The sequence below is a fragment of the Mycobacterium sp. genome (assembly GCF_049585075.1).
In the GTDB taxonomy this organism is placed as follows: Bacteria; Actinomycetota; Actinomycetes; order Mycobacteriales; family Mycobacteriaceae; genus Mycobacterium.
The window spans coordinates 1-2,125 of record NZ_JBAUZA010000523.1; the positions used below are offsets into that span (position 1 = coordinate 1).

General features: G+C 65.4%; 4 protein-coding genes. 3 read left to right on the forward strand and 1 reads right to left on the reverse strand.

What is annotated here, in order from left to right; all coding sequences use genetic code 11:
• Both WB785_RS24210 and WB785_RS24215 read left to right on the forward strand, forming a co-directional pair.
• Positions 1-186: AMP-binding enzyme (locus tag WB785_RS24210; protein ID WP_424082551.1), on the forward strand; the 186-nt coding region annotated here is incomplete at its 5' end.
• 14 nt (positions 187-200) lie between these two features.
• On the forward strand, positions 201-497 hold the full coding sequence (locus tag WB785_RS24215) for a hypothetical protein (protein WP_424082553.1): 297 nt from the start codon (positions 201-203) through the stop codon (positions 495-497).
• On the opposite strand, the gene WB785_RS24220 is transcribed toward WB785_RS24215, so the two are convergent.
• The gene (locus WB785_RS24220) at positions 494-1,120 is read right to left on the reverse strand and encodes a TetR/AcrR family transcriptional regulator (protein ID WP_424082555.1); all 627 of its coding nucleotides are present in this window, start codon (positions 1,118-1,120) and stop codon (positions 494-496) included. The genes WB785_RS24215 and WB785_RS24220 overlap by 4 nt on opposite strands.
• Before the next feature lie 369 nt (positions 1,121-1,489).
• Here WB785_RS24220 and WB785_RS24225 point away from each other — a divergent pair.
• Positions 1,490-2,125, forward strand: a 636-nt coding sequence (locus WB785_RS24225) for a crotonase/enoyl-CoA hydratase family protein (protein ID WP_424082557.1), incomplete at its 3' end; no start/stop codon positions are given.

The window sequence follows — 2,125 nt, forward strand, 5'->3', positions numbered from 1 at the left end:
GTGGTGCCGGCCGTCGGGACCGAGCCTGACCCCGAGGAATTGCGCGAACACGTCCGCAAAAGTTTGCGGGGGTCACGTACCCCTGACCGGGTAGTCTTTCGCGACGAGCTGCCCACCAACGCGACCGGCAAAGTGCTCCGCCGTGAAATTGTCGAAGAGCTTCGCGCCGCTCCGGCCGAGCAGTAAGGAACCGAAAAATCATGATTAAGAACGGAACTCGTCTGGCCAGCCAGGTGTGCGACACCCAGGTCATCGTCGTCCGGAGCGCGGACAGCCTTGACGATCTGCGCTGCGGCGGCGCACCGATGGTGGCCTTGGATGCCGAGCGGTCCGGCGAACTGGATCCCGCGTTCGCCGACGGCAACGTGATGGGCAAGCGCTACGTGGACGAGACCGGCGCCGAGGTGTTGGTGACCAAGGCGGGTGCGGGAACGCTGGCTGTCGGCGAAACCGCGCTGAGCCTCAAGGAAGCCAAGCCGCTGCCAGCCAGCGACTAGCTTCGGCGCTCCGGGACTCCGTTGCGGCGGACGAATTCCCTTGCCTTGACCAGAAATTCGAGCTGTTCGTAAACCTTTCGCAGCGGCTCGCTGCTGCGTAGCGAGCGGCACAGCACAACGGCGCCTTCCAGCGCTGCGATCGACATCACCGCCAGCGAGTCGGCATCCGACTCGAGAAAGCCATCGGCGACGAAAGCCCAAGTCAGCGCCGTGCGCCAGCGCGCGAAAATCTGTCCGGCCTCGGCGGCCAACCGAACTTCGTCATCGGCCCCGCCGATTGCCGCGGCCACCACAGGGCAGCCGGCGTTGAAATCACTTTCGGCCAGCACGCGTTCCCAGAACTCGACGAACTGCCGCAGTAGGACCTTCGCCCCCCGCCCGGCGGCGTCGTCGATATCGGCGGTGATCGCGTCCCCGGCATACCGAAGGGCCTCGGAGAGGATTTGATTGCGCCCGTCGGGAAAGTGGTAGTACACCGAGCCGCGCGGGGCGCCGCTGCGGGTGAGCACCTCGTCGATGGTCACACCAGCGGCGCCGCGTTCACGCATTACCTCTGCGGCGCTAATCAGCATGTTGGTTCGGGTATCACCGCGCTTACTGCGGGCATGCGTCGCTAACGACATGGTCGTTCTGTCCTCTTATCGTCCGACCGTCACGCAGCGGTCGACGGGCGAAGCTGCGCAAGTCGCTCTGGGGTGGGAGGTTGACCGAACCCGCGGGATCGGGATGACTTGCGGCGTAGGTCAGGGATTTCCCGGCTAAAGCGGAAGCCGACGATGTTGAGCTCGACATTCAACATGATTCTCTCCTGGGCGATTATGTAAAGCATCATATACCGGCTACTGCAGCGCAGGCAAGTGCTAATCGACACACGCTCAACGTGGTGCTTAATGCGAGGTAAACGGGGTCATCGCGATAATCTACGGTGGCGACACTCCACGGCGGATTATGCACTATTGCATAATCCGCTGCCGTGCGGTTGACTCGGGCCGATGACGAGCACACTGCCGACCTTGGAAACGGTCACCCTCGAACGCGACGGCCACGTCTTGCTGATCGGCTTGAACCGACCGCACAAGCGCAACGCCTTCACCCGGGCGATGCTCACCGACCTATCCCGCGCCTACGGGCTGCTGGAATCGGACCCGGAGGTGCGCGTCGGGGTGCTGTTCGCACACGGCGATCACTTCACCGGCGGTCTGGACCTAGTCGATGTCGGCCCCAATATCGCGTCTGGCGAGCTGCCCCTGCCGGCGGAGGGACGCGACCCCTGGCGCCTGGACGGTTCCTGGACCACCCCGCTTATCGCGGTGGCGCACGGCTGGTGCATGACGCTGGGTATCGAGCTGCTGCTGGCGGCCGACGTTCGCATGGCTGCGACGGGCACGCGGTTCGCGCAGCTCGAGGTGCAGCGTGGCATCTTTCCGTTCGGGGGCGCGACGCTTCGACTGCCTCGCGAGGCCGGCTGGGGCAATGCCATGCGGTGGCTGCTGACCGGGGACGAGTTCGACGCCGCCGAGGCGCATCGGATCGGTCTGGTCCAGGAGGTGGCCGATGACGCCGCGGCCGCCTTGACGCGCGCCCGCGAGATCGCCCACACCATCGCCGACCGCGCTGCACCGCTGGGC